The organism is Actinomadura luzonensis (genome assembly GCF_022664455.2).
GTDB lineage: Bacteria > Actinomycetota > Actinomycetes > Streptosporangiales > Streptosporangiaceae > Nonomuraea > Nonomuraea luzonensis.
Map to the genome: position 1 here is coordinate 955,575 of NZ_JAKRKC020000002.1, position 20,878 is coordinate 976,452.

Sequence of the window (20,878 nt, forward strand, 5' to 3'; positions counted from 1 at the left end):
ATGGGCGGGTGACTCAGCGTAAGCGGATCGATTCCTGGTTGTCCGACATGGACGGCGTCCTCGTCCACGAGGGGCGGCCGGTGCCCGGGGCGGACGTGTTCATCAAGCGGCTCAGCGAGTCCGGCAAGAAGTTCCGGGTGCTGACCAACAACTCGATCTACACGCAGCGCGACCTGTCCGTGCGCCTGGCCGGCGCGGGCCTCGACGTGCCCGCCGAGTCCATCTGGACCTCCGCCCTGGCCACCGCCCAGTTCCTCGACGACCAGCGGCCGGGCGGGTCGGCGTACGTGATCGGCGAGGCGGGGCTCACCACCGCCCTGCACGAGGTCGGCTACGTCCTGACCGACCTCGACCCCGACTACGTCGTGCTCGGCGAGACCCGCACCTACAGCTTCACCCAGATCACCCGGGCCATCCGCCTCATCGAGAACGGCGCCCGCTTCATCGCCACCAACCCCGACCCCATCGGCCCCTCCACCGAGGGCTCCCTGCCCGCCTGCGGCGCGGTCGCCGCCCTCATCACCAAGGCCACCGGCGTCGCCCCCTACTTCGTCGGCAAGCCCAATCCCCGCATGATGCGCAGCGCGCTCAACGACATCGAGGCCCACAGCGAGACCACCGCGATGATCGGCGACCGCATGGACACCGACGTCGTCTCCGGCATGGAGGCGGGGCTCTACACGATCCTCGTCCTCACCGGCGTCACCCAGCGCGACCAGATCGACCGCTACCCCTACCGACCCTCGCTCGTCGTCGACTCGGTCGCCGACCTCATCGACCTCATCTGAACCTGACGGCTTCCGACAGGTACGACCGGCAGGCTGGGGCGTCATGAACCGCGTGTATCTGGAGACCGGCCCCAAGAAGGTGTTCGCCTGCTCGCTCGACTGGCCCGGCTGGGCCCGGGTGGACAAGGGCGAGGAGGCGGCCCTCGACCGCCTGGCGGACTACGCCGCCCGCTACCGCGCCGTCGCCGAGCGGGCCGGCGTGCCGTTCGCGCCGGGGGAGCCGGAGGTGGTGGCCCGGGTGCCGGGCACCCCCACCACCGACTTCGGCGCCCCGGCCGCCGTGCCGGAGCTGGACCTGGAGCCGGTGACCGCCGCCGAGGCCGAGCGGGACGTGGCGCTGATGCGCGCCGCCTGGGAGCTCTTCGACGAGGTCGCCGGCCTCGCCCCGGCGGAGCTGCGCAAGGGCCCGCGCGGCGGCGGGCGCGACCGGGACCGGGTCGTGGACCACGTGGTGGAGGCCGAACGCGCCTACGCGCGCAAGGTGGGGGTGCGGCACAAGCCGTACCGGACGGCGGGCGACCGGGACGCCATGCGCGAGGAGCTGGCCGCCACCCTCGCGCGTCCCTGGGGGCCGCCCCTGGCCACCGGCTGGCCGCCCCGCTACGCCCTGCGCCGCGTCGTCTGGCACGTCCTCGACCACCTCTGGGAGATCGAGGACAAGAGCTGAGCGTTCCCCGCCCGGCCGGGGGCTCCAGCATGTTCGTCCTCGACCCGCCCGATCTGCGGGAACCGGGGCCCGGGGGCGGGAGACGTGGTTACGATCGTTACGGAAAGCGATCGGGCGACCACGGATCCAAGGGAGAAGGCGGACGTGCGTGGATGTGGAGACGGAGATCCTCGACTTGAAGCTCCGTGTTGAGGACCTGGAGGTCGGCCGCGGCGCGCCGGACGCGGACCCGAACCCGGAGCTGGGCCGCCAGGCGGAGCTGCTGCGCGAGATCAACGACAGGACCCGGCACCTCCAGAAGGAGATAGCGGCGCTCCGCGGCCGCATCGGCGTCGTCGGCGCCGAGGTGGGCCAGGACATCGCGGCCCTGCAGACCGAGGTCGAGGGCGTGCGCCGGGCGATCGGCCCGCCCGCGCGGCCGTGCCCGGGCGGGTCCGCAGGCGTGTCCGCCGACGTGTCCGCCGACCTGAACGACCTGCGGACGGACGTGGCCGAAGGGCTCGACGGGGTGCGGGCCGAGATGGCTCAGGAGTTCGCGTCCGTGCGCTCCGAGATGCTCGACCTCGGCATCAAGCTCGACCGGTTACTGCACCGGCACGGCGACTGACCCGGACATGGCGGCACGTGGATGGACATAATTCACACCAAGTCATATACGCCCACCCTCTTTGACCGGTATGTCCTTCGGGTAGCCTAACCTACGGTACCGTAACCTGAAGGAGAAGATCTTTTATGGCGATGACTCAGACGGAACTGCTGCACGAGCTCGAGCCCGTGGTGGCCGGCGAGCTCGACCGCCACGAGAAGACGGCCAAGGAGTGGTTCCCGCACGAGTACATCCCGTGGAGCGAGGGCCGCGACTTCGACGGCATCTACGGGGGCGAGGCGTGGCAGGAAGGCGACTCGAAGATCCCCGAAGCGGCCCGCGTGTCGCTCGTCGTGAACCTCCTGACCGAGGACAACCTCCCCAGCTACCACCATGAGATCGCCACCACGTTCGGCCGCGACGGCGCGTGGGGCACCTGGGTGCACCGCTGGACGGCCGAGGAGGACCGGCACGGCACCGCGATCCGCGACTACCTGACCGTCACCCGCGCCGTCGACCCCGTCGCGCTGGAGCGGGCCAGGATGCACCACATGGCCCAGGGCTTCATCACCGAGTACAACACCATGCTCCAGCAGCTCGCCTACGTCTCCTTCCAGGAGCTGGCCACCCGCATCGCGCACCGCAACACCGGCAGGGCCTCCGGCGACGAGGGCTGCGAGCGGCTGCTCGCCCGCATCGCCGCCGACGAGAACCTGCACATGCTCTTCTACCGCAACCTGCTCAAGGCGGCCTTCGAGCTCGACCCGGGCCAGACGATGCGCGCGGTGACCGACGTCGTCACGACGTTCCAGATGCCGGGACAGGGCATGGAGGGCTTCGCCCGCAAGGCCATGATCATCGCCAACGAGGGCATCTACGACCTGCGGCTCCACCTCGACGACGTGCTCATGCCGGTGCTGCGGCAGTGGTCGGTGTTCGACAAGACCGGCCTCGGCCCCGAGGGGGAGCGGGCCCGCGAGGAGCTGGCCGCGTTCCTGGCCAAGACCGACGCGACGGCCACCAGGTTCGTCGAGCGCCGCGAGGAGCGCCGCGCCCGCCTCGCCGCCCGCCAGGGATGATCGCCCCAAGCCGGCGGCGCCGCGGATGATGGCGGCCGGCCGGACGTGCCATGATCCTGCCTCATGGACGTCCTGGCCCAGTTGTTCATCGCCCTGTCCGCGTTACTGACGATCATCCTGCTGGCCGTGATGGCGCAGCGGCTGCTGGGCGTCAGGTTCGGCGCGCTGCGCACGTTCGTGGCCGCGCTGGCCGCCTTCGCGCTGGCGCAGCCGGTGCTCACGCCGATCCTGGCGGCGTTCAAGGTCCCGGCGGACGGTCGCCTGCCGGACGCCGGGGCGCTGGGCGTCCTGCTGCTCCTCGTGATGGCCATGGTGCTCATCCCGATGGTGCTGCTCGTGCTGGCCGAGGCGCTGGTGCCGCCCGGCTCGGTGCCGGGCCCGGTGGAGCTGCTGCGGTCGGTGCGGGGACGCCTGTCGCGGGCCCGCCGCTACTCGCAGATCACCCGGATCGCCGTCAAGCACGGCCTCGGCCCCTACCTGCGCGGCCGGGGCGAGCGGCTGGACGACCGGCCCGGCAAGGTGCGCCTGGCCAGGTCCCTGCGCCTGGCGCTGGACGAGGGCGGCGTCACGTTCGTCAAGCTCGGCCAGGTCCTGTCCACCCGGCGTGACCTGCTGCCCCCCGAGTTCGTGGAGGAGCTCGGCCGGCTGCAGGACAAGGTCGCCCCGGCGCCGTGGACGCAGATCGAGCCGGTGCTCACCGAGGAGCTGGGCGGGCCGGTCGAGGAGGTCTTCGCCGCCGTCGAGCGGACGCCGCTGGCCGCCGCCTCCATCGGGCAGGTGCACGCCGCCCGGCTGCCCGGCGGCGAGGACGTCGTCGTCAAGGTGCGGCGGCCGGGCATCGAGGCGGCCGTGGGCAAGGACCTGGACATCGTCCGGCGGCTGGCGGCCACGCTGGAGTCCCGTACCCGGTGGGGGCGGTCGCTGGGCCTGCGGGACCTGGCGGAGGGGTTCGCGGCGGCCATCCGCGAGGAGCTGGACTTCCGGGTGGAGGCCGCCAACATGGCCGCCGTCACGACGGCGGCCGGCACGACGGGGGCCGGCACGACGGGGGCCGGCGCGACGGGGGCCCGCACGACGAGTGCCGGCACGACGGCCGCCGGAGCGGCCGGGAGCGCCGGGGACGGCCCGGCCGGCGGCGTCAGGTATCCGGCTCCGGTGCCCGTCCTGTGCACCGAGCGGGTCCTCGTCATGCGCCGCCTGTCCGGCCGCCCCGTCACCGAGGCCCCGCCCGAGGACGGCCCCCGCCTGGCCCGCGACCTGCTCGCCTGCCTGCTCCGCCAGATCCTCGTGGACGGCGTCTTCCACGCCGACCCGCACCCCGGCAACCTCATGCTGCTCGATGACGGCACCCTCGGCCTGCTCGACTTCGGCTCCGTCGGCCGCCTGGACGCCGCCGTCCGCTCGGCCCTGCAACGCTTCCTGCTCGCCATGAACCGCCAGGACCCGCTCGCCGTCACCGACGCCCTGCTGGAGGTCGTGCCCCGCCCCGAGGACATCGACGAGGCCGCCCTGGAACGCGCGCTCGGCCAGTTCATGGCCCGCCACCTCGGGCCCGGCATGGACAGCGTGCAGATGTTCACCGACCTGTTCAGGATCGTCACCGCGTACGGGCTGTCGATCCCGCCCGAGGTGGCCGCCGTCTTCCGGGCGCTGGCCACGCTGGAGGGCACGCTGGTGCGCCTGTCGCCCGGGTTCGACCTCATCGGCGAGGCCCGCGCGTTCGCCGGCCGGCACCTCGCCGAGCGCGCCGAGCCGGCCGCGATCAGGGAGACCGTCACGCAGGAGCTGGCCGCGCTGCTGCCGATGCTGCGCCGCCTGCCCCGCCGCGTCGAGCGCATCGCGAGCGCCGCCGAGCACGGCCGGCTGGCCCTGAACGTGCGGCTGCTGGCCGACGAGCGCGACCGCCGCTACCTGACCGGGCTGCTGCACCAGGTGCTGCTCACGGCGCTGGGGGCGACGGCGGGCGTCATGGCCGTCCTGCTGCTCGGCACCGGCGGCGGGCCGCAGATCATGACCGGCGTCTCGTTGTTCCACCTCATCGGCTACAACCTGCTGATGATCTCCGCGATCCTCGTGCTCCGGGTGCTCGCGCCGATCTTCCGACGTCACAGGAAGTTTGAAGATTAACTTCCGTCCCAGGGGTAGAGCTGCGGCGCGGGAACCACTTTTGACCGGGGCATGGTCTTGGACATCCCCGGCATCGGGCAGGTTTCCCGGTAACACCGGAACCCCTTGGGAGCAGAGGGTGAAAATCATCGGCATCGCCGCCGGCCTGCACGCCGGATCGTTCGTCAACAGGTTGCTGGGAGCGGCGGGCGGTGAGTTGCCCGAGGGCGTCGGATTCGAGGTGTGGTCCGGCCTGCGGCAGATGCCGCCGTACGAGGACGGGCCGGTGCCCGCCACCGCGCCCGCGCCGGTGCGGGAGCTGGCGGCGCTGGTCGCCGCGGCGGACGCGGTGATCGTGACGGCGCCCGAGCACAGCCTGCTGCCGGACGAGCTGATCGACACCCTGGACTGGCTGACGGCACGCGGCGCGCTGGCGGGCAAGCATGTGGCGGTGATGAGCGCGAGCGCCCGGGCGTGCGGGGCGATGTGGGCGCAGGCGGAGCTTTACAAGCGGCTGCAGACGGCCGGGGCGGTGGTGACGGGCGCGGAGCTGGTGATCCTGCCCGGCTGCCGGCATTTCGAGGAGGACGGCCGCCTCGCCGACCCGGTGTTGCGGGAGCAGGTGCGCGGGGTGATCGGGCGGCTGTGCCCGGCCGAGCTGCTGGAGCCCGCCGCCGCCGTCGAGCTGCTGGAACCCGCCGCCGAGCTGCTGGCGCCCGCCGCTGTCGAGCTGCTGGAGCCGGCCTCCGCCGAGGCGCTGGAGCCTGTCCTGGCCGACGTCCTCGAGCCCGCCCTGATGCCGATGCGCGAGCCGGGCCTCAACGTGCGCGAGCCCGCGCTGTCCCGCTGATCGGCAGCCGCCGCGGGCCCGGGATCAGAGGCCACGGCGCAGTCTCTTGACGTCGGAGCGTTGTTTTTTGGCGGCGATGCGGCGCTCGACCGAGCCCCTGCTGGGCTTGGTCGGGCGCCGCCGCTTGGGCGGCGGGGCGATCGCCTCGCGCAGCCGCTGAGCCAGCCGCTGCGTCGCGGCCTCCCGGTTCCTGAGCTGCGAACGGTACTCCGAAGCGGCGATCGTGATCGTGGCCGCGCCCAGCCGGTCGAGCGCCCGCTGCTTCAGCGCGGGCGGCAGCGCCGTGCTGGCCGCCACGTCGAAGGTCAGCTCTACCCGGCTGTCGGTGGTGTTGACACCCTGCCCGCCCGGGCCGGACGAACGCGAGAAGCGCCAGACGAGCTCGGCGTCGGGGATGACGACCGAGTCGTTGACGACCAGCGGGCCGGGCATGCGCGGGACTCCTGTCGGTGTGGATCTGCCTGTCGAAGGTGAATGTCACCGTATCCGGGTGGGATATGCCGTCCGCAACGGCATTTTCAATCACCGCCCCCGCTGCGACTATGGGAAGAACATCGCGGAGGAGGGGCGTATTTCCATGCAGCCTGTCGTCCAGGCGGGCCTCACGGTGGTGCTGGCCGTCGTCTCCGCCGTCGGGTTCCTGCTGCTGCGGTGTCAGGGCAAGGGGCGGCCGTTCGGGCCGGCGGGGTGGCGGCTGGCGCTCGCGATCACCATGCTGACCGGGCTGCTGTCCGCCGGGGTGGCGCTGGTGAGCGGCTGGCTGCTGAACGACTTCCTGGCCACCGCGCTCGGCGCCGCCGGGCCGAGCGGGCTGTGGCTGAGCCAGATGCGCGGCAAGGACGAGGAACGCCGGTCGCTGGGGCGCGAGGCGGCGACGTTCTGGCTGGTGTCGCTGCTGGCCAAGCTGGACCAGGCGATGGCCGAGGACCAGTGGGTGTGGTGCGAGCGCCGGGTCGACGACTCCTGGAACGTCTACGAGCTGAGCCTCGCCGCCCACCGTTACCACGAGCGCATCAACGAGCGCCTCACCCCGGAGGAGCGCCGCCGCGAGCGCATCCACGCCCGGCTGGACGCCATCGAGCGGCGGCTCGACGTGGCCGCGCTGATCGAGGACGGGGCGGCCCGGTCGAAGGTGTCCACCGCGCTCGGCAACTCGCGGCACACCCGGGCGGCCCGGTACGAGCGGTATCTGAACGATCTGCGCAGGCTGCACGGCGTGCTCAAGCACGACGCGGAGAGCGATCTGCTGCGGCTGCTGGCGGCCGGCTACCGGGCCGGCTACCGGTCGCTGCCGGCGTTCACGCCGCCCTCGCGCATCCGCGAGTCGGAGGCCGTCCGGCGGGCGCTCTGAGAGGCCGCGGGCGCTCTGAGAGGCCGCGGAGGCCCTAGGCGCTGGGGAAGGCGTCGGGGGAGCCCTCGGCGTCGCCGAGCGTGAACTCCAGGCGGGCCCCGAGCGCGTCGACCACGGCCCCGAGCGTGCGGAGCGTGAGGTTCTCGTCGCCGGACAGGATCTGGCTCACCCGCCCCGCGGACACGCCCATGGCGGCGGCGAGGTCGGCACGGGAGATCTTGTGCTCCCGCATGTACCAGGTGATCTCATCGACGACCTCTTGGGCGAAGCCGCCCACCTCGTCGCGCGTGCTCTGGCGTGGGGCCATGGCGGTCTCGCTCTCGGGACACCGACGTCTTCAGATGCCTCCACTTTAGCTCTACCTAAACCTTTAGGCAAGACTAAACTCCGACGGCCGCTTGACGGCCGCGTGCAAGCGGCGTAAGCCAGCATCGCGCAAGGACACGGGGACGTGAGGAGGCAAGGGTGGCGGTCATCGTCGGCGTGCACGGCATCGGCAAGTACAACTACTTCCTGGAGGCCGGGTCGGCGGCCGGGGCGGCGGAGGCCATGCGCCTCAAATGGGACCGCTACCTGCACGGGGCCCTCGGCGGCACCGGCGCCGGCACGTACTTCAGCGAGATCGCCTACTTCTCCCACCTGCTGAGCGACGGCCGGGCCAGGGCGGCCCGCTCGCTGGCCGCCCTGGACGCCCCCGCCCAGCAGGTCCTGGTGGAGTGGGCCCGCAACCGAGGGCTGGGCGAGCAGGTCACGGGCGCCCTCAAGACGTTCACCGGCTGGCTGCTCGCCCGGCTCGACGGCCGGTCGGCGGCCTTCGCCCAGCTCTTCGCGCCCGAGGTGGCGGCCTACCTCACCGACGAGGGCAAACGCGAGCGGTGCCGGGCGGCGGTGGCCGCGACGATCCGCCGCAACCGCCCCAAGGTGGTCATCGCACACTCCCTCGGGAGCGTCGTCGCGTACGAGACCCTGTGGGCCAACCCGGACCTGCGGATCGACCTGCTGATCACCCTCGGCAGCCCGCTCGGCATGCGCAACGTCGTCTTCGAACGGCTGCTGCCCGCCCCCATCAACGGCCGCGGCGAGCGGCCCCCCGGCGTGGCCCGCTGGGTCAACATCGCCGACAAGGACGACATCGCCGCCATCCCGCCCGGCCTCGGCGGCTGCTTCACCGGCGTGGACGTCGAGGAGCTGGTCAACCTCGACTGGATCGACTTCCACACCGCCGAGAAATATCTCGGCTGCCCCGCGCTCGACCCGCATCTGCGACCATTCCTGACATGACGTGGATCGTGTTCGACTACGGCGGCGTGTTGTCGCTGCCCCAGCCCGAGTCCGACGCCCGGGAGATGGCGCGCGCGGCGGACGCCGAGTTCGAGGCGTTCATCAGCGGCTACTGGCGGCACCGCCTCGACTACGACCAGGCCGTGCTGACCCCGCACGCCTACTGGTCGGCGGTGCTCGGCCGGCCCGTCACCCACTCCGAGGTCGCCCGCCTGGTCGCCATGGACGTGGCGAGCTGGGCGCACCCCAACGAGGACACCGTCGCCCTGCTCGGCGAGCTGCTGGCCGGCGGCCGCGACGTGGCGCTGCTGTCCAACGCGTCCGTCTGCGTCGGCGACGGCCTGGACGAGCTGCCCTGGATCGCCGCCATCGGCCGCCGCTTCTACAGCGGCCGGATGGGGCTGGTGAAACCGGAGCGGGAGATCTACGTCGAGGTCGCGCGCGAGCTCGGCGTCGCCCCCTCGGAGATCGTCTTCATCGACGACCGGCCCGAGAACGTCGAGGGCGCCGAGCGGGCGGGCCTGACCGGCGTGCACTTCACCGACGCCGCCGCACTCCGCGCCGCACTCCGGGCCGCCCTGCCCGCCTGACCGCTCCGCCGGGGATCGCCCGGATCGGGCGCGTGAGGACGACCGTTGCTGTTCACCGGGCCTTGACTCCCCGGTCACGGGCGAGTCAGCGCGGGCGGACATACCTGGGAACGTGGACCGCAGAGCCTTCCTGACAGCGGCGACAGCCGGCCTCCTCACCTCCCAGACCTGGGCCGCCCCCGCGTCGGCCCGCCCGTCCAGAACCCTCAGAGCCGACCCGTTCACGCTCGGCGTGGCCTCCGGCGACCCCTCAGCCGGCGGCTTCGTGCTGTGGACCCGGCTGGCCGTCGAGCCGCTCAGCGGCGACGGCCGCGGCGGCATGCCCGCCCGCGACGTCGAGGTGGACTGGCAGGTCGCGGCGGACGAGCGCTTCTCGACGATCGTGCGGTCCGGCACCGCGACCGCCCGGGCCCGCGACGCGCACAGCGTGCACGTCGAGCTGGACGGCCTGGAGCCGGGCCGCGACTACTTCTACCGCTTCCGCAGCGAGGGCCGCCTGTCCCCGGAGGGCCGCACCCGCACCACGCCCACCGGCGCGACGACGCCGCTCACCTTCGCCGTCGCCGCGTGCGCGCACTACGAGCACGGCTACTACACCGCCTACCGCCGCCTCGCCGAGCAGGAGCCCGACCTCGTCGTCTTCCTCGGCGACTACATGTACGAGTACGGCCCCAGCGGCTACACCGCGCTGGCCGGCCGCGTCCGCACCCACACGCCCGGCAAGTGCCGCACCCTGGCCGACTACCGCCTGCGGCACGCCCAGTACAAGAGCGACCACGACCTGCAGAAGGCGCACGCCACCGCGCCGTGGCTGGTCGCCTTCGACGACCACGAGATCGAGAACAACTGGGCCGGCTCGGTCTCCAGCACCGGCGAGGCCGATTTCGCCTCCCGCCGGGCGCAGGCCTTCCGCGCCTACTACGAGAACATGCCGCTGCGCCGCGGCAGCCTCCAGGGCGCGGTGCTGCGCGTGAACCGGCGCGTCTCCTGGGGCACGCTGGCCCGCTTCCACCTGCTCGACACCCGGCAGTTCCGCGACGACCAGGCGTGCCTGGACGGGGTCCGGGCCGGCTGCGACGAACGGCTCGCCGACCGGCGCACCCTGCTCGGCGCCGAGCAGTGGCGCTGGCTGGAGGACGGCCTGCGCGGCTCCACCACCCGCTGGAACCTGCTCGGCCAGCAGATCATGGTGGCCCAGCGCGACTACAAGATCGGCCCGGGCCGCGAGGTCAACCTGGACTCCTGGGACGGCTACGCCGCCGAGCGCACCCGCCTCCTGGGCGCCCTGTCCCGCACGCCGAACCCCGTGGTGCTGACCGGTGACGCCCACATGCACCACCTCGCCGAGCTCAAACCCGACTTCGACGACCCGGACTCGCCGGTCGTCGCGCGGGAGCTGGTGGCCTCGTCCGTCGCCAGCGACGGCGACGGCTACCGGGACCGGACGTGGATCGCCGAGGCCCTCCAGGAGAACCCGCACTTCTCCTACATCGACCAGCGCCGCGGCTACCTGATGGGCCGGCTCACCGCGGACGAGCTGTCGGTGGACTTCCGCACCCTCGACTACATCTCCCGGCGCGGCGCCCCGGCCAGGACCTCGCACACGCTCACCCTCCCGGCGGCCGAGGGCGCGCCGGGCGCGGCGCGGGCCGCGGCCGCGGCCCGGCCGGTTTCCTGAACGCCGGCTGGGAACGGGCTGAAGATCCGCTCAACCGGGACAGGAAGGGCCGGGCCGCGACCCAGGGGCAGGTCCACCCCTTTCCCGAGGCCGCGGGGGCGGGGCGGGCCCGGGTCGCGGCCCGGCGTCCGAGGGGCCGGGCGTCGTCGGGTGCCCGGCCAGATCAGGCGGCCGGGTCGTCAGGCGTCCGGCCAGGCGCCGTCGGGGAACTCGCCCGCGCCGCCGCTCGACACCACCACCTGGTCGCGCTCCGTCAGGCCCGAGGTGACCTCGACGTACTGGTCGCCGCGCACCCCGGTCCGCACCACCTTCGCCAGGTCACGGCCGCCGGAGCGGACGGTCACCACCTGCGTGCCGTCCGACCTGCTGCGGATCGCCGCCGCGGGCACGTACACGGCGTCCGCGGCCTCGTCCGTGGTGATCGTCACCGAGGCCGTCTGCCCCAGCATCAGGCCGGCCGGCGGCTCGTCGAAGGCCAGCGTGACCGAGTAGCGGACGAGCTGTCCGTCCGTCGTGGCGGTCGGCGCGATCGCCGTGACCGTGGCCGGGTACCGCTCGGCGCCGCGCGTGGCCAGCGTGACCTGCGCCTGCTGGCCGAGCTTCAGCCGGTTGACGTCGGACTCGGTGACCATGGCCTGGACCTGCAGCTCGTCCAGGTCGCCCAGGCTGACGAAGGTGCCGGTGCCCGCCGTGTCGCCGACTCCGCCCGCCACCGACAGCACCGTCCCCGCCACCGGGGCCACGATGCGGGTGGCCCGTACGGCGTCGGCGGCCTGCTCCACGGCCGCCTCGGCGCGGTCCACGTTCGCGGCGGCCTGCTCCTCGGAGGCGCCCCCGCCGTTCCCGCCGCCGGTCGTGCCGGTGCGGGGCGCGGTGCCGTCGCCGCCGCCGGTGGGGGCGCAGGCGCCCGTGCCCTGGCCGGGACGGGTGGCGCCGGACGACGCCTTCTTCGTCCCGGACGGCTTGGCGGACGGTTTCCCGGACGGTTTCGCCGACGGGCTCCTGGACGGCTGCGCCGACGGGGCCGCGGTGGGGGACGAGCCGCCGCCCGGCTGCGCGCCGCCGGTGGGCGTGCCGTTCCCGGTGCCGCCGTTCCCGGTGCCGCCGTTCCCCGTGCCGCCGTTCCCCGTGCCGCCCGTCGGGGTGGCGGTGACGGTCGCGGTGACCGTGACCGTGGCCGTCACGGTGGCGGTCACCGTCACCGTGGGCCGCGGCCCGGGGGCGGTGGGGCCGGTGGTGGGGCTCGTGGTGGGGCCCGTGGTGGGGCGTCCGGTCCTGGTCGGCGTGCTGGCCGGCGTCCGGGACGGGGCCGGGGCGGGGGTCGTGGCGACGCCGCGAGCCGCCGCGCGGGGCCCCGAAGGAGACGCGGAGGGGGACGCTGTGGGGGTCGCGGTGGGGGTCGCGGTGGGCGAGACCGACGGGCCGAGCAGCCCGCCCGCCGCGCCCCTGGCGGACGGCCCGGTCGTCGCGACGGCGTCCACGGTGCCGCCGGAGGGCCCGCCGCCGGTGGCCGCACTCCCGGTGGCCGCACTCCCGGTGGCCGCACTCCCGGAGGTCGCGCCCCCGGAGGTCGCGCCCCCGGAGGTCGCGCCCCCGGAGGAGGTGCCCCCGGAGGAGGTGCCCCCGGTGGGGGCGCCTTCGGTGGCCGCACGTCCGGTCGGCGGGTCGGCGGTGGTGCCGCCGTTGGCGACGGTGCCGTTGCCGGTGCTGGCGGTCGAGCCGCTGGTCGGGGCCTGGCCGCGGTGCCGGTGGGCGCGCCCGACGCGCCGCCGGTCGGCGCGGCGCTGCCCGTCGGCCGGCCGGAGGCGGCCCCGCTCGGCGCGGCGGACGCCCCACCGCCGGGAGCACAGGCAGCACCGCCGGTGCCGCCCGTTCCGCCCGTCGCGCCCGTTCCGCCCGTCGCGCCCGTTCCGCCGGTCCTGGCGGTGCCGCCCGTCGCGGAGGTGCCCGGTGAAGTGGCGCCGGTCGAAGTGGTGCCCGTGGAGGTGGTGCCCGTGGGAGTGGTGGTGCTCGCGGACGACGCCTTGTCCAGGGCCTCTTCCGCGGCCGCCAGGTCCGCCTTGGCCGCCTCGTACGCCTCCCGCGCCGCCCGCCCGTCGATCCGCGCCAGGACCTGGCCCTTCTTCACCTTGGTGCCCGCCTTGACGTACACCTTGGTCACGGTGCCGGAGGAGCCGAAGGCCAGGTCGCGGCGGGAGCCGTCCACGGTGTTGCCCGCGGCGCTCACCACCGCCGTGACCTGCCCGCGCCGCGCGGCGGCCAGCCGTACCTGCACGGCGGCCGGGGCGTCGTCGCGCAGCGCGAGCACGGCCACGCCCGACCCGGCGGCGAGCACGGCCAGGGCGAGCCCGCCCAGCGCGAATGTCCGTCTCATGGTGGATCATCCTGGCGAAGCAGGTTCGCGGCACGCTGCGAGGAGCCTCAGAGTTCTCTGTGTGCCCGCTCCGGCCCGCCCGCTGTCAGCGAACGTTCAGCTTGCTCGCGGCTGCGGCGCAGCCTTCTGTGCAAGGGTCACGGCTCGTGAAGGTGTCGAACAGGCGCAGATCGCGCAAGAGCCGCGGCGCGCTGATGACCAACGGAGCACTGGCGGTGCTCCTGCTGGGCGGGGCCGCGTTCGCCTACGCCCAGCTCGGTACGGGGGACGAGGCGGCGGGCGCGAGCGCCGTCCGGACGGTGACCGCGGGCCGCGGCACCGTCGTGGCCTCCGTGTCGGCCACGGGCGCGGTGGAGAGCGCCAAGTCCCGCGCCCTGTCCTTCGGCACGTCCGGCACGGTCGAGAAGATCTACGTCAAGGCCGGCGACAAGGTGGACAAGGGCGAGATCCTGGCCCGCCTGGACGACGACGCCGCCCAGGAGAGCCTGTCGGCCGCCAAGGCGAGCTACGACAGCGCCGTGGCCGACGGCACGGACACGGCCCAGCTGTACGCCGCCTACATCAAGGCCCGCAACACCTACCGCGACGCGCAGCGCACGGTCGCCGCGACCGTGCTGAAGGCCCCCTTCAGCGGCACGGTCACCGCCGTCAACGGCTCGGTGGGCGGCACGAGCAGCGGCAGCGCGAGCGGCGGCGGCAGCTCGGGCACAGGCCAGAGCGGCGGCCAGGCCCAGAGCACCGCCTCGTCCGGCTCCGGCTCCGCCTCCAGCGGCTTCGTCGAGCTCGCCGACACCGGGAAGCTGCAGCTCGTCGGCACCTTCACCGAGTCCGACGTGGGCAAGCTGAAGAAGGGCCAGAGCGCGACGATCACGTTCGACGCGCTGCCCGGTGTGACCGCCACCGGCGAGGTCACCCAGATCGAGCCGGTCGCCTCCACCAGCAACAACGTCGTGCAGTACCCGGTCACGGTGACCTTCACCGAGGTGCCGGACGAGGTCCGGCTGGGCCAGACCGCCACGGTCGAGGTCGTCACCGGCCGCGCCGAGAACGTCGTCACCGTCCCGTCCACCGCGATCTCCACCAGTGGCGGCCAGACCACCGTCACCGTGCTGAAGGACGGCCGCCAGAGCCGGACCCCGGTGGAGGTCGGCGTGCAGGGCACGACCTTGACCGAGATCAGGTCGGGCGTCTCCGAGGGCGACCAGATCGTGCCTCCGGTCTCCTCGTCCGGCACCACCCAGGGCGGCAACCAGCGCTTCGGCGGCGGCTTCCCCGGCGGCGGGATGCCGGGCGGCGGCGGCGTGCCGGGAGGCGGGCGATGACGGCCACCGAGCTGCGCGTGGTGGGCAAACCGCCGGTCCTGCGGGTGCGGAACCTGGTGAAGGAGTACGGCGAGGGCGACGCCCGGGTGCGCGCCCTGCGCGGCATCAGCCTGGACGTGGAGCAGGGCGACTACGTGGCCATCATGGGCGCCTCCGGCTCCGGCAAGTCGACGCTGATGAACATCCTCGGCTGCCTCGACGTGCCGACCTCCGGCACGTACCTGATCGACGGCGCCGACGTCGGCCGGCTGGACGAGCGGCAGCTCGCAATCCTGCGCAACCGCCGGGTCGGGTTCGTCTTCCAGTCCTTCAACCTCATCCCGCGCATGACCGCGCTGGCCAACGTCGAGCTGCCGCTCGTGTACGGCGGCGTCGGCCCGGCCGACCGGCGCGCCCGCGCGCTGGCCGCGCTGGAGCAGGTCGGCCTGAGCGACCGCGTGCACCACGAGCCGAACCAGCTCTCCGGCGGCCAGCAGCAGCGCGTCGCCGTGGCCAGGGCGCTGGTCACCGCGCCCGCCCTGCTGCTGGCCGACGAGCCCACCGGCAACCTGGACACCGCCTCCACCGGAGACGTGCTGCAGATCCTCGACCGGCTCAGCGACACCGGCCGCACGATCGTCCTCATCACCCACGAGGACGACGTGGCCGCGCACGCCAAGCGGGTGATCCGCCTGGTGGACGGCGAGATCGTCGAGGACCGGCGGCAGGCGCCGGTGGACGGCCCGCCCCCGAAGGCGGCCGTCAGATGAACCAGCTCGAGATCCTCCGCTTCGCGCTGCGCGGCCTGCTGGCCAACAAGATGCGCAGCGCGCTGACCACGCTCGGCATCCTCATCGGCGTCGCGGCGGTCATCCTGCTGGTCGCGGTCGGCGAGGGCTCCTCCCGCTCGATCCAGCAGAACATCCAGCGGCTCGGCGCGAACACGCTGACGATCTCCCCGTCGTTCTCCGGCGGCGGCGGAGGCGGCGGCGGGTTCCGGGGCGCGCCGGGCGGCGGCGGCAACACCGGCCCGCGCACCCAGGCCAGGCAGCTCAGCCTGGCCGACGCCAAGGCGCTGACCGACCGGACGCTCGCGCCGTCGGTCAAGAGCGTCTCGCCGGTGGTGACCGCCTCCTCCTCGACGGCCACGTACGGCCCCGCCAGCCACGCGATCGCCCAGTTCGTCGGCACCTACCCCAGCTACTTCGAGGCCGTGAACAAGCCCGTCGCCAAGGGCACCTACTTCTTCAACGACGACGTGCTGGCCGCCAGGAAGGTCGTGGTGCTCGGCCAGACCGTCGTGGAGGAGCTGTTCGGCGCGGTGGACCCGATCGGCAAGCAGGTCAGCGTGTCGGGCGTGCCGTTCACCGTGGTCGGCGTGCTGAAGGAGGCCGGCTCGACCGGCATGCAGGACGCCGACGACATCGCCGTGGCCCCGCTGCCGGCGGTGCAGCAGAGCCTCAGCGGGTTCGGCTCGTTGTCGCAGATCGTCGTCCAGGCGACCGGCGCCGGCACCACCACGACGGCGCAGTCCGAGGTCACGGCTATCCTCAACCAACGACACGGCATCACCAACAACAACCCCGACTACCGCGTGCTGAACCAGGCCACGTTGCAGGAGACCGTCAGTGAGGCGACCGGCACCTTCACCGTGCTGCTCGGCGCCGTCGCCGCGATCTCGCTGCTGGTCGGCGGCATCGGCATCACCAACATCATGCTGGTGACCGTCACCGAGCGCACCCGCGAGATCGGCATCCGCAAGGCGATCGGCGCCCCGCGGAGCGCGATCCTGGGCCAGTTCCTCATGGAGGCGACCCTGCTGAGCCTCGTGGGCGGGTTGTCCGGCGTGCTGGTGGCCTTCCTCGGCACCAGGCTCACCATCGCCGGCATCGAGCCGGTCCTCGTGCCGTCGTCGGTGGCGCTCGCCCTCGGCGTGTCGGTGGGGATCGGGTTGTTCTTCGGCAGTTATCCGGCGAACCGGGCGGCCAAGCTCCGGCCGATCCAGGCTCTGCGCCACGAATAAGGAGAGTCACATGTCGCAGCAGCTCGACTCCTCGCCGTTCCCCGACGACCTGGGCGAGGAACTGTCCGCCCAGCCCCGCCAGGGCATGTCGAAGCTCACGATGGCGCTGGCCGCCGGGGTGGTGCTGGTGGCCGGGATCCTCATCGGCATCCAGGCCGGCAAGCTGTTCGGCGGTGACGACGCCGGCGCCGCCGCCGCCGCGCCGGGCCAGCGCGCCATGGGCGGCGGGTACGCCCAGCAGCAGGGCGGCGCGCCGCCCGGGTACGGCCAGCGCGGGCAGAACGGCGGCTTCGGCGGCCAGGGCCAGCGCATGGGCGGCATGGGCGGCGGCACGTTCGGCACCGTCGAGAAGGTCGAGGACGGCAAGGTCTACGTCAAGACCATGGACGGCGCCACGGTCACCGTCACCACCACCGACCAGACCACCGTCCAGATCGCCAAGCCCGGCAAGGTCACCGACCTGGAGAAGGGCGGCAACGTCACGGTCCGCGGCCAGCAGGGCGGCGACGGCTCGGTGACGGCGACCTCGATCACCCAGGGCGGCCAGCAGTTCCCGGGAGGCGGCCCGCGATGAGCCGCCCCGAGCCCGAGGCCAGGCTGCTGGTGGTCGACGACGAGCCCAACATCAGGGAGCTGTTCTCGGCCAGCCTGCGCATGGCCGGGTTCGAGGTGCTGACCGCCGCCGACGGGCGGGAGGCGCTGCGGGTGGCCGAGGAGAGCACGCCCGACCTGGTGATGCTCGACGTCATGCTGCCCGACCTGGACGGCCTGACGGTCGCGGGCAGGCTGCGGTCCCGCGGCCGCCGGGTCCCGGTCCTGTTCGTGACCGCGAAGGACACGCCGGAGGACCGCCTCGCCGGGCTCGGCCTCGGCGAGGACTACGTCACCAAGCCGTTCAGCCTGGAGGAGGTCATCGCCCGCATCAGGGCCGTGCTGCGCCGCACCCGGCGCGGCACCCCGCCGCCCAACCGGTTGCGCGTCGCCGACCTGGAGCTGGACGAGGAGACCCACGAGGTGTGGCGCGACGGCCTGCCGGTGAAGCTGTCGCCGACGGAGTTCCGGCTGCTGCAGTACTTCATGCTCAACGCGGGACGGGTGCTGTCGAAGACCCAGATCCTCGACCACGTCTGGAACGGCGACTGGCGGACCGACGTCGGCCTCGTCGAGTCGTACGTCTCCTACCTGCGCCGCAAGGTGGACACCGGCGAGCGCAAGTACCTGCACACCCTCCGGGGCGTCGGCTACATCCTGCGCCCGCCGCGCGGCCTGTGAGCGGCGTACGGCCGGCGCGCCGCCCGCCCTGGGTGCGCGGCGTGCGCAAGCACCTGGCCAGGACGCCGCTGTGGGCCAGGCTGGTGTCGGCGACCCTGCTGCTGGTCACGCTGGCGATCACGCTGACCGGCCTGTTCGCCGTGCGGCTGCTGCGCGGCTACCTCGTCGAGCGGGTGGACCAGCAGCTCCACGCCGCCACCGGGCCGCGCGACACACCGCCGCCGCCGCCCGAGCCGCGGCCCGTGGGCAGCCGCCCGCAACGTTTCCTCGGCCTGTTCCACGTCGTGGTGCTGGACGCGAACGGCGTCCCGATCCGCACGCTCAGCGAGTCGACGGCCGCGCACACGCCCGCCCTGCCCCGGCTGGCCGCCGGCGACGTGGCCGCGCTGCGGGGCCGGCCGTTCACCGTCGAGTCGCGCGACCCCGGCGGCCCGAGCTGGCGGGTCGTCGCCGTCCCCGGGCGCGAGAACGAGAGCCGGGTGGTCGCCATCAACCTGGGCGACGTGGACGACACCGTCTCCCAGCTCGCCCTCATCGTGGCGGTGGGCGGCGGCGGCACCGTCGTGGTGCTCGGCTTCGCCTGCTGGTGGCTGGTGCGCCGCAGCCTGCGTCCGCTGCAGGAGATCTCCCGCACCGCCAACGACATCGCGGGCGGCGACCTGTCGCGCCGCGTCCCCCTCTGGCCCGGCACCACGGAGGTCGGCAAGCTCGGCCGTTCGCTCAACACCATGCTGGCCCGCATCGAGGACGCCGTGCGCGAGCGCGAGGAGGCCGCCGAGTCGGCCCGCCGCTCCGCGACCGCGGCCCGCCGCTCGGAGGAGCTGATGCGCCGCTTCATGGCCGACGCCTCGCACGAGCTGCGCACGCCGCTGACCTCGATCAGGGGGTTCGCCGAGCTGTACCGGCTGGCGGAGGAGAAGGACCTGGAGGAGGCGGTGCGGCTGCTCGGCCGCATCGAGGGGCAGGCGGCCCGGATGGGCCTGCTGGTGGAGGACATGCTGCTGCTGGCCCGCCTCGACCAGCGGCGCGCGCTGGCCACCCGGCCGGTCGACCTGCTCAGCCTGGCCGCCACCGCGGTCATCGACGCCCAGACGCTGGCGCCGGAGCGGCGTATCGAGCTGGTGCGGCTGTTCGACGGGGACGGCGACGTGCTCGTGACCGGGGACGAGACGCGCCTGGCGCAGGTGCTGGGCAACCTCGTCACCAACGCGCTCACCCACACGCCCGCGGGCACGCCGTTCCAGGTGCGCGTCGGGCTGGACGGCGACCAGGCCGTGGTGGAGGTCGCCGACGAGGGGCCCGGGTTCCCGCCCGAGGTGGCCGAGCGGGTGTTCGAGCGGTTCTACCGGGCCGATCCGGCGCGCAGCACGGGCGGGTCGGGGCTCGGGCTGTCCATCGCGGCGACGCTGGTGGAGGCGCACGGCGGGGTGATCGTGGCCGAGAGCGAGCCGGGCAAGGGGGCGCTGTTCCGGGTGATCCTGCCGGTGGACCCGCCGGCGCGCGAGCCCGTCACGTAGCCGCCACGGGCCTGGTGATGGGGGTCAGCCGAAGGCGTAGCCGTACAGGCCGGTGCCCTTGGCCAGCTCGCGGATCCTGCCGAGCCGCAGCCCCGCCTGGCGCGAGCCCGGCGCGTACAGCACCAGCCCCTGGTCGGGCGCGGCCACCACGAGCCCGTCGAGCGGCCGGCCCCGCTCCAGGGTGCGGAAGCGCCCGCCGCCGGGCAGCGCCGCCAGCGCGGCCCCGAAGTCGCGTCCCGAGCCCTTGAGCAGCAGGTTGCCCTCGCGGGTCAGCCCGCCGGCGGCGCGGCCCGCGAGCACCTGCACGGCGCGCTCGCCGGGCACGCCGATCGCCAGCTCGTCGCGGCCGTCGCCGTTGAAGTCGCCGGCGGCCAGCGCCGCGCCGAAGCGGTCGTAGTAGCGGGGCCTGCCCTCCAGGGTGTTCTGCGACCACGCCTCGCTCCGGCCGGTACGCAGGCCGGCGCGGGAGCCGTACAGGACGTCCACCGTGCCGTCGCCGTAGTCCATGGCCCGCTGGTTCGCGCTCAGGCCCTCGCCCGGGACGCCGATGGCGAGGTCGGCGCGGCCGTCGCCGTTGAAGTCGCCGGTGGCGAGCGCGGCGCCGAAGGCGTCCCACTTCTCGGCGGCGCCCTTGATGCCGGGGCTGCTCTGGGTGAGCTGCCTGGAGCGGCGGGCGCGCACGTCCAGCACCGTGACCGAGCCCTGGCCGTCCTGCGTGACGCTGTCGGCGGGGGCGCCGACGACCAGCTCGTCCTTGCCGTCGCCGTCGAAGTCGCCGGTGGCGAGCGCGGCGCCCCACTGGTCGGTGACGTGCGCGCTCTGCCGCACCCACGAGGTCTTCTGGGTGATCTGGTACGGCTTGCGGCCCTTCATCCAGTACACCGTGACCGAGCCGCCGGAGCGCTGGCTGGGCGCGCCGACGACCAGCTCGTCCTTGCCGTCGCCGTCGAGGTCCCCGGCGGTGAGCGCGGCCCCGAACCGGTCGCTGGACGGCTTGGCGAGCCGCAGCTCCTCGCCCTTGACCAGGCCGCCGGTGGTGCCGCGGAAGAGCTGGACGACGCCGTTGCCGTCGCCTCCCGGGACGCGCTCGCCGGTGAACTCCTCCGACACCCCGACGGCGAGGTCGGCGCACTCGTCCCCGTCGAAGTCGCCGACGGCGAGGGCGGAGCCGAAGGAGTCGCCCGGCTCCGCGCCCTCACCCTGCGTAAGGGTAGCCCTGACGCCGGAGCCGTACATGACGGTCACCGAGCCGGCCCGGTCGCGGTCGTAGGGGGCGGCGACGGCGAGGTCCGCGCGGCCGTCGCCGTCGAAGTCGAGCGGGTGCCCGCCGCACGAGCGGGCGGCGCCGCCGGCGAGCGGGTCGGCGGTGAGGGGGAGGACCAGGCAGGCGGCGAGCAGCGCGTTCATACCGCTAG

General features: G+C 73.9%; 20 protein-coding genes. 16 read left to right on the forward strand and 4 right to left on the reverse strand.

What is annotated here, in order from left to right; all coding sequences use genetic code 11:
• Positions 1-8 precede the first annotated feature (8 nt).
• The 6 genes from MF672_RS34630 to MF672_RS34655 all read left to right on the forward strand — a co-directional run bounded on the left by MF672_RS34630 (position 9) and on the right by MF672_RS34655 (position 6,076).
• A complete protein-coding gene (locus MF672_RS34630) occupies positions 9-788 on the forward strand; it encodes an HAD-IIA family hydrolase (protein WP_407654787.1) in 780 nt (259 codons plus the stop codon).
• 43 nt (positions 789-831) lie between these two features.
• Positions 832-1,455 (forward strand): hypothetical protein, encoded by a 624-nt coding sequence (locus MF672_RS34635; RefSeq protein ID WP_242380191.1) that lies wholly within the window; start codon positions 832-834, stop codon positions 1,453-1,455.
• A gap of 148 nt (positions 1,456-1,603) precedes the next feature.
• Positions 1,604-2,062, forward strand: coding sequence for a hypothetical protein (locus MF672_RS34640; protein ID WP_242380189.1), 459 nt, complete (start codon positions 1,604-1,606; stop codon positions 2,060-2,062).
• 131 nt (positions 2,063-2,193) lie between these two features.
• Positions 2,194-3,120 (forward strand): acyl-ACP desaturase, encoded by a 927-nt coding sequence (locus tag MF672_RS34645; RefSeq protein WP_407654788.1) that lies wholly within the window; start codon positions 2,194-2,196, stop codon positions 3,118-3,120.
• Positions 3,121-3,183: 63 nt separating this feature from the next.
• Positions 3,184-5,247, forward strand: a complete 2,064-nt coding sequence (locus MF672_RS34650; protein WP_242380184.1) for an ABC1 kinase family protein — start codon at positions 3,184-3,186, stop codon at positions 5,245-5,247.
• Positions 5,248-5,365: 118 nt separating this feature from the next.
• Positions 5,366-6,076, forward strand: a complete 711-nt coding sequence (locus MF672_RS34655; protein ID WP_242380182.1) for an NADPH-dependent FMN reductase — start codon at positions 5,366-5,368, stop codon at positions 6,074-6,076.
• A gap of 24 nt (positions 6,077-6,100) precedes the next feature.
• On the opposite strand, the gene arfB is transcribed toward MF672_RS34655, so the two are convergent.
• On the reverse strand, positions 6,101-6,508 hold the full coding sequence (gene arfB, locus MF672_RS34660) for an alternative ribosome rescue aminoacyl-tRNA hydrolase ArfB (RefSeq protein WP_242380180.1): 408 nt from the start codon (positions 6,506-6,508) through the stop codon (positions 6,101-6,103).
• 145 nt (positions 6,509-6,653) lie between these two features.
• Between arfB and MF672_RS34665 the strand changes: the two genes are divergently transcribed.
• Positions 6,654-7,427 (forward strand): hypothetical protein, encoded by a 774-nt coding sequence (locus MF672_RS34665; RefSeq protein WP_242380178.1) that lies wholly within the window; start codon positions 6,654-6,656, stop codon positions 7,425-7,427.
• 34 nt (positions 7,428-7,461) lie between these two features.
• Here MF672_RS34665 and MF672_RS34670 read toward each other — a convergent pair whose 3' ends face one another.
• Entirely contained in the window at positions 7,462-7,734 is a 273-nt protein-coding gene (locus MF672_RS34670; RefSeq protein WP_242380175.1) for a helix-turn-helix domain-containing protein, read from the reverse strand.
• 158 nt (positions 7,735-7,892) lie between these two features.
• On the opposite strand from MF672_RS34670, the gene MF672_RS34675 reads away from it, so the two are divergent.
• From MF672_RS34675 to MF672_RS34685, 3 genes are all read left to right on the forward strand, one after another.
• Entirely contained in the window at positions 7,893-8,708 is an 816-nt protein-coding gene (locus MF672_RS34675; protein ID WP_242380173.1) for a hypothetical protein, read from the forward strand.
• Entirely contained in the window at positions 8,705-9,298 is a 594-nt protein-coding gene (locus MF672_RS34680; protein ID WP_242380171.1) for an HAD family hydrolase, read from the forward strand. The genes MF672_RS34675 and MF672_RS34680 overlap by 4 nt, the downstream gene beginning before the upstream one ends.
• Before the next feature lie 112 nt (positions 9,299-9,410).
• Entirely contained in the window at positions 9,411-10,976 is a 1,566-nt protein-coding gene (locus MF672_RS34685; protein WP_242380169.1) for an alkaline phosphatase D family protein, read from the forward strand.
• 179 nt (positions 10,977-11,155) lie between these two features.
• On the opposite strand, the gene MF672_RS34690 is transcribed toward MF672_RS34685, so the two are convergent.
• Complete coding sequence (locus MF672_RS34690; RefSeq protein WP_247815565.1) at positions 11,156-12,457, reverse strand: efflux RND transporter periplasmic adaptor subunit; 1,302 nt, start codon at positions 12,455-12,457, stop codon at positions 11,156-11,158.
• 1,087 nt (positions 12,458-13,544) lie between these two features.
• Here MF672_RS34690 and MF672_RS34695 point away from each other — a divergent pair.
• Genes MF672_RS34695 through MF672_RS34720 form a run of 6 tightly spaced genes read left to right on the forward strand, consistent with a single transcriptional unit; the run spans position 13,545 to position 19,463 of the window.
• The gene (locus MF672_RS34695; protein ID WP_247815566.1) at positions 13,545-14,672 is read left to right on the forward strand and encodes an efflux RND transporter periplasmic adaptor subunit; all 1,128 of its coding nucleotides are present in this window, start codon (positions 13,545-13,547) and stop codon (positions 14,670-14,672) included.
• Entirely contained in the window at positions 14,669-15,421 is a 753-nt protein-coding gene (locus MF672_RS34700; RefSeq protein WP_242381018.1) for an ABC transporter ATP-binding protein, read from the forward strand. The genes MF672_RS34695 and MF672_RS34700 overlap by 4 nt, the downstream gene beginning before the upstream one ends.
• The gene (locus MF672_RS34705) at positions 15,418-16,674 is read left to right on the forward strand and encodes an ABC transporter permease (RefSeq protein ID WP_242381017.1); all 1,257 of its coding nucleotides are present in this window, start codon (positions 15,418-15,420) and stop codon (positions 16,672-16,674) included. Before MF672_RS34700 ends, MF672_RS34705 begins: the two co-directional genes overlap by 4 nt.
• A 10-nt stretch (positions 16,675-16,684) precedes the next feature.
• Positions 16,685-17,248: a hypothetical protein gene (locus MF672_RS34710; RefSeq protein ID WP_242381016.1), complete on the forward strand. Its 564-nt coding sequence runs from the start codon at positions 16,685-16,687 to the stop codon at positions 17,246-17,248.
• Complete coding sequence (locus MF672_RS34715) at positions 17,245-17,946, forward strand: response regulator transcription factor (protein ID WP_242381015.1); 702 nt, start codon at positions 17,245-17,247, stop codon at positions 17,944-17,946. Before MF672_RS34710 ends, MF672_RS34715 begins: the two co-directional genes overlap by 4 nt.
• Positions 17,947-17,987: 41 nt before the next feature.
• On the forward strand, positions 17,988-19,463 hold the full coding sequence (locus tag MF672_RS34720; protein ID WP_242381014.1) for a sensor histidine kinase: 1,476 nt from the start codon (positions 17,988-17,990) through the stop codon (positions 19,461-19,463).
• 24 nt (positions 19,464-19,487) lie between these two features.
• Here MF672_RS34720 and MF672_RS34725 read toward each other — a convergent pair whose 3' ends face one another.
• On the reverse strand, positions 19,488-20,870 hold the full coding sequence (locus tag MF672_RS34725) for an FG-GAP and VCBS repeat-containing protein (protein WP_242381013.1): 1,383 nt from the start codon (positions 20,868-20,870) through the stop codon (positions 19,488-19,490).
• Positions 20,871-20,878: the final 8 nt, after the last annotated feature.